Origin of the sequence: Streptomyces coryli (genome assembly GCF_011044975.1) — a bacterium.
In the GTDB taxonomy this organism is placed as follows: domain Bacteria; phylum Actinomycetota; class Actinomycetes; order Streptomycetales; family Streptomycetaceae; genus Streptomyces; species Streptomyces coryli.
On the sequence record NZ_JAAKZV010000359.1, the window covers coordinates 1 to 6,007 of the forward strand.

Sequence of the window (6,007 nt, forward strand, 5' to 3'; positions counted from 1 at the left end):
CAGCAGCCCCGGCCCGCCCGGCCCGAGCCCGCCGCACGGCAGCGGACGGCCCGCGCAGGACCCGCACGGCATCGACGGGCTCAGCAAGCCAGGCACCTACGACACCTGCGGCGAACGACGAGGCGACTGCAGCCGGCACGGAGGCAGCGGCGAGCGGCGAGTCGGCTGCTCCCACGCCCCCCACTCGCCCGACCCGCGCCCGCCGCGCTCGTACGGCGGGGGAGGGCAGCACGTCACAGCGCGATACCGCGCAGGAACGAGAGACAGCCGCGGAAGCGGAGGCCGCACCGGGCGCGGATGCCGCCGCCCAGGCCGCGCGGCCCCGTCGCTCGGCCGCTCCCCGCAGCGCGGACGCGCCTTGGCACCGGGCGTCCGGGGAGGACGCCCCACCATCCGCGCCGGAGAGCCCTTCCACCGAGGCCGATGCGGACGCGGACGCGGGCGGCGCAGCCGGGACCCAGTCGGCAGACCAACCGGCCCCGGACCAGCCCGAACCCGACGCCGCACCGGAGCGGAGCGACACCGCGTCCGACGGCGGCGTAACCGACCCCGACGACCCCCAAGCCCGAGGAGGTGGCAGCGATGGCTGATGTGCTTGATGTCGCGTTGCGGCTTGTGCTCCTTCTCGCCGCATTCCTCGTCCTCCCGCTTGTCGTCGGGCAGACCGAGCACAAGGTCATGGCGCACATGCAGGGGCGCGTCGGTCCCATGTACGCCGGTGGGTTTCATGGGTGGGCGCAGCTTGTTGCCGATGGGGTGAAGTTCGCGCAGAAGGAAGATGTCGTGCCGGCCGCCGCCGACCGGCGGATCTTTCAGCTGGCGCCTGCTGTCGCGCTGCTGCCGTATTTCATCGTGCTCGTCGCCATCCCCGTCCACCCCGACGGCGGCGTCGGACAGGAACTCCACGCCGGCATCTTCTTCGTGCTCGCCGTCATGGGCGCCGGCGTGCTCGGCACGCTCATGGGCGGGTGGGCCTCCGCCAATAAGTTCTCCCTTCTCGGGGGGCTCCGGACCGCCGCCCAGCTGCTCGCCTACGAGTTGCCGATGCTGCTCGCCGCCGCGTCCGTCGCGATGGCCGCCGGGAGCGTGTCCCTGGTCGGGATCGTCGACGGGTTCCACTGGTGGTGGATTCCCTGGCAGATCATCGGCGGGCTGGTCTTCTTCACCGCCGGGCTCGCCGAGTTGCAGCGGCCGCCGTTCGACGCGCCGGTCGCCGACTCGGAGATCATCTTCGGTGCGTACACCGAGTACAGCGGGCTGCGGTTCGCGCTCTTCCTGCTCGCCGAGTACGCCGGGATCGTCGTCCTCTGCGCGCTGACCACCGTGCTCTTCCTCGGTGGCTGGCACGGGCCGTTCGGCGACGATCAGCTCGGCTGGCTCTGGACCCTCCTCAAGACCGGCATCCTCGCCTTCGCCGTCATCTGGCTGCGCGTCACGTATCCGCGGCTGCGCGAGGACCAGATCCAGCGCTTCGCCTGGACCGTGCTCATTCCCCTTGCCCTCGCGCAGATCGCGCTCACCGGCGTCGTGAAGGTGGTGATCGGCTGATGGCCGTCAACGTCCCGGGCCGCGGCCTCGCCAAGGGCCTCGCCGTCACCCTTCGTACGATGACGAAGCGGTCGCACACGGCCCACTACCCCGATGCCCAGCCCCATCTCCCGCCCCGCAGCCGCGGCGTGATCGCGCTCTTCGAGGAGAACTGCACCGTCTGCATGCTCTGCGCGCGCGAGTGCCCGGACTGGTGCATCTACATCGACTCGCACAAGGAGACCGTGCCGCCGGCCGCCCCCGGTGGGCGCGAGCGGTCCCGGAATGTGCTGGATCGCTTCGCCATCGACTTCGCGCTGTGCATGTACTGCGGGATCTGCATCGAGGTGTGCCCCTTCGACGCGCTCTTCTGGTCACCGGAGTTCGAGTACGCCGAGACCGACATCCTCGAGCTGACCCACGAGCGGGACAAGCTGCGCGACTGGATGTGGACGGTGCCGGCGCCGCCCGCGCTGGACGAGGCGGCGGAGGAGCCGAAGGAGATCGGGGCCGCCCGTAAGACGGCGGAGAAGGCTGCGGAAAAGGCGGCCGAGAGTGCTGCGGCAGAGGCGGCTGAGAAGGCGGGGGACGAATGACCCGCGACTTCCTCTCGCCCACCGGCGTCGAGATCGTCTTTGTGCTCGTCGGGATCGTCGTGCTGGGTGCCGCCCTGCTCACCGTCTCCACCAAGCAGCTCGTGCACTCCGCGCTCTGGCTCGTCGTCACGCTCGGCGGGCTCGCGGTGGAATATCTGCTGCTCACCGCCGAGTTCATCGCCTGGGTGCAGGTGCTGATCTACGTCGGGTCCGTGGTCGTGCTGCTGCTCTTCGGGCTGATGCTGACCCGGGCGCCGATCGGGCGTTCGCCGGATGCCGACTCCGGCAATCGGTGGGTGGCGCTCGGTGTCGCGGGCGCCGCGGCGGTGACGCTGGTGTGGGTGGTAGTGGACGCGTTCCGGACGCAGTACATCCCGCTGGACGAGGCGCAGGGCACCACCGCGGTCATGGGCGAGGCGCTCTTCCGCTACTGGGTGCTCCCCTTCGAGGCGCTGTCCGTGCTGCTGCTCGCGGCGCTGGTCGGCGCGATCGTGCTGTCCCGCAGGAAGAGCGAGGCCGAAGCAGGCGACGAAGGGACCAAGAGCTGATGCACCTCGCCTATCCGGCCGTCCTCGCGGTCCTGCTCTTCTGCGTCGGCCTGTACGGCGTGCTCGCCCGGCGCAATCTGATCCTGGTGCTGATGTCGGTCGAGCTGATGCTCGCCGCCGTCAACCTCAACCTCGTCGCCTTCGACGTCTGGCTGCGCGACACCTTGCACGCCGGGCAGTCGCTCGCGCTCTTCGTCATCGCGATCGCCGCCGCGGAGATCGGCATCGGGCTGGCGATCGTGCTGCTCGTCTACCGCACCCGCGGCAGCTCCGCCGTGGACCGGCTGCGGGATACGGCGGAGAGTCCGCCCGGGTCCGCAAGCGATGAAGACCGGCCCGCCGGTGAGGAGAAGACGGCTGTGCGCGGGGGTGCCGCCGCGTGAACACCACCACTCTCGCCGTCCTCGTCCCGCTGCTGCCCTTCCTCGCCGCGGCCGCCGCGCTGCTGCTCGGTCGTACGTTCCCGGAGCTGGCGCGGCCGCTGGCCGTGCTGCCTACCGGGCTTGCCGCGCTGCTCGCCGTGGTCGTCGCGGTGCGGCAGGGCGGGGGAGACCCGCTCGACGCGTCGATGGAGCTGACCCCGACCGGGTCGGTGCCGATCTCGCTCGCGCTGCATCTCGACGGCTTCGCCGTGCTGACGGCGGTGCTGGTCGGGGTGGTGGCGCTGTGCGTGCAGATCTACTCGACCGGGTACCTGCGCGATGACCCGCGCTATGCCTCGTACTCGGCCCTGGTCTCGCTCTTCACCGCCGCGATGTTCCTCGTCGTGTACTCCGGCGACCTCATCGTGCTGCTGGTCGGCTGGGAGATCATGGGCATCTGCTCGTACTTCCTGGTCGGGCACTACTGGGAGACGCCCGAGGCGCGGGCCGCCTCCATCAAGGCCTTCCTCGTCACCAAGCTCGGTGATGTTCCTTTTCTCTTCGGCATCTTCATGCTGGCCGACCAGGCGGGGACGTTCCGGATCAACGGCGTTCTCACCGAGGCCGTGTCGGGTGACGGGCTCGCTCATCCGACGCTGATCGCGCTGCTGCTGCTCGCGGGGGTCGCGGGCAAGTCCGCGCAGTTCCCGCTGCATACCTGGCTGCCGGATGCGATGGCCGGTCCGACGCCGGTGTCGGCGCTGATCCACGCGGCGACGATGGTGGCCGCGGGCGTGTATGTGGTGGCGCGGCTGCTGCCGGTCTTCGCCGCGTCCACGGCGGCGCTGGTGGTGCTGGCGGTGATGGCGGCCGTGACCATGGTCGGGTCGGCGCTGGCCGCGCTGGCGCAGGACGACATCAAGCGGGTGCTGGCGTACTCGACCGTCGGGCAACTCGGCTACATGACCGGCGCGCTGGCCGTCGGCTCGCGGGATGCCGCGATCTTCCACCTCCTCTCGCACGGTGCCTTCAAGGCGCTGCTCTTCCTCTGCGCGGGCGTGATCATCCACGCCGCCGGCACCAACTCGCTGGCCGCGATGGCCCGGATGGACGGGCTGCGGCGCCGGGCGCCGGACGCGTACTGGACGCTCGCGGTGGCGCTGCTCGCCCTGGCGGCGATCCCGCCGTTCAGCGGGTTCTTCTCCAAGGAGGCGGTGCTGGGCGCGGCGGAGCACGCCGTCACCGGTGACGCCGGAGCCGGGATCCCGGCGGTGGCGGGCTGGATCGTGCTGGTCGCGGGCCTGGCGACCGCCCTGCTCACGGCGGCGTACGCGACGCGGCTGTGGCTGCTCGCCGGCGGCCGCCCGCTGCCGTCGGCCGTGGGCAAGCTCGCGCCGGGACCCGAGCTGCCGGGACCGGAGCTGCCGGGTCCCGCCGCGGCGGAGGCGACGACCCAGCCGGCTGCCGAGCCGACGACCGTCCCCGGCCACCCCGCCAAGACCCCCTTCGCCATGAACGCCGTCCTCTGGGTCCTCTTCCTCCCCACCGCCGCCTTCGGCCTCACTGTCGGCAAGCTCCCCGACTGGCTCGGCGGGCACTCCCTCGCCCCCACGCTCACCACCACCGTCCTCGGCACCGGCCTCGCCCTCGTCGGCGTGCTCGCGATGTACGCCGCCTGGCGGCAGACGACCGCGGTCGCCGCCGCCACCCCGCTCGGTGCCGTCGCCGCGCACCCCGGGGCCGAGCCGGCGCTCTCCGAGGAAGAAGCGATCGCCAGCCACACCCCCGCCTACGGCGACATCGCCGCCGCCCCCGGCACCAGCCCCGCGGGCCGCCCGATGGACCCGGGCCGGATACTGCTCGGCCCCGCCCTCTACCGCGCCGCGGGCCGCGGCTTCCATCTCGACGCCGTCTACGCCGCGCTCTTCGTACGCCCCGTCACCGCCGCCGCCGGGCTCGTCCGCTTCCTCGACCGCGAGGTCGTCGATACGTACGTGCGCGCCGCCGGCACCACCCCCCGGCTGCTCGGCGCCGCCGTCCGCCGCCTGCAGACCGGGAACGTGCAGACCTATCTGAGCGCCCTGCTCGCCGGCTCCCTCGTCCTAGCCGTCGCCGCGGTCCTGCTCGCGACGACCGGAACCTCGGGAGGCTGAGGCCGATATGAGCCACACCGCCATGCAGTTCGTCCTCGCCGCCATCGTCGTGCTCCCCCTCCTCGGCGCGGCCGCCGCCCTGCTCCCCGCGCCGCCTGGCCTCAAGGGCAAGAACCCCGACCAGGCGGTGCTGCGGCACGGCGTGACCGTCACCGGTGTCGTCTTCGTGCTGTCCGTCGTCCTCGCGGCCGGCTTCGACCGCGGCGACGCGCAGACCATGCAGGCCACCACCGACCTCAGCTGGATCCCGGCCCTCGGCATCCGCCTCCACCTGGGCGTCGACGGCGTCTCGCTCCCCCTCCTTGTCCTGACCGCGCTGCTGACCTTCCTCTGCGCGCTCTACAGCTACTTCAAGATGCCGTCCGGGCCGTCACCCCGGGCGTTCGTCGCGCTGCTGCTCGTCCTCGAAGCCGGCATGCTCGCCACCTTCGCCGTCCTGGACCTGCTGCTCTTCTTCCTCGCCTTCGAGATGGTCCTCATCCCGATGTACTTCCTCATCGCCCGCTGGGGCGGCGACCAACGCGGCCCCGCCGCCTGGAAGTTCATCCTCTACACGCTGCTCGGCTCCGTCGTGATGCTGCTCGGCCTCCTCCTCATCGGCATCAAGGGCGGCACCTTCGACATGGTGGCACTCGCCACTGCCAACGGGTCCAACCTCACCCACACCACCCAGCTCATCGCCGTCCTCGCCATCGGCATCGGCCTCGCCGTGAAGACCCCCATGTGGCCCCTCCACAGCTGGCTCCCCGACGCCCACACCGCCGCCCCCACCGTCGGCTCGGTCCTCCTCGCCGGTGTGCTCCTCAAGATGGGCACCTACG

Annotated in this window: 6 protein-coding genes; all 6 read left to right on the forward strand. The window is 71.7% G+C overall.

The genetic code is table 11. The features are described 5' to 3' along the window. Nucleotides 1-582 precede the first annotated feature (582 nt). Complete coding sequence (locus G5C51_RS39125; protein WP_165245211.1) at nt 583-1,548, forward strand: complex I subunit 1/NuoH family protein; 966 nt, start codon at nt 583-585, stop codon at nt 1,546-1,548. Next, nucleotides 1,548-2,123, forward strand: coding sequence for a NuoI/complex I 23 kDa subunit family protein (locus tag G5C51_RS39130; protein ID WP_165245213.1), 576 nt, complete (start codon nt 1,548-1,550; stop codon nt 2,121-2,123). Before G5C51_RS39125 ends, G5C51_RS39130 begins: the two co-directional genes overlap by 1 nt. Next, nucleotides 2,120-2,671 carry an NADH-quinone oxidoreductase subunit J family protein gene (locus G5C51_RS39135; RefSeq protein WP_165245215.1) on the forward strand — a complete coding sequence of 184 codons (552 nt, stop codon included), beginning with the start codon at nt 2,120-2,122 and terminating at the stop codon, nt 2,669-2,671. The genes G5C51_RS39130 and G5C51_RS39135 overlap by 4 nt, the downstream gene beginning before the upstream one ends. Then, nucleotides 2,671-3,054 carry an NADH-quinone oxidoreductase subunit NuoK gene (gene nuoK, locus G5C51_RS39140; protein WP_165245217.1) on the forward strand — a complete coding sequence of 128 codons (384 nt, stop codon included), beginning with the start codon at nt 2,671-2,673 and terminating at the stop codon, nt 3,052-3,054. The genes G5C51_RS39135 and nuoK overlap by 1 nt, the downstream gene beginning before the upstream one ends. Continuing rightward, a complete protein-coding gene (locus G5C51_RS39145) occupies nt 3,051-5,186 on the forward strand; it encodes an NADH-quinone oxidoreductase subunit L (RefSeq protein ID WP_165245219.1) in 2,136 nt (711 codons plus the stop codon). Before nuoK ends, G5C51_RS39145 begins: the two co-directional genes overlap by 4 nt. A gap of 7 nt (nt 5,187-5,193) precedes the next feature. Next, a partial coding sequence (locus G5C51_RS39150) for an NADH-quinone oxidoreductase subunit M (protein ID WP_165245221.1) occupies nt 5,194-6,007 on the forward strand: 814 nt, incomplete at its 3' end.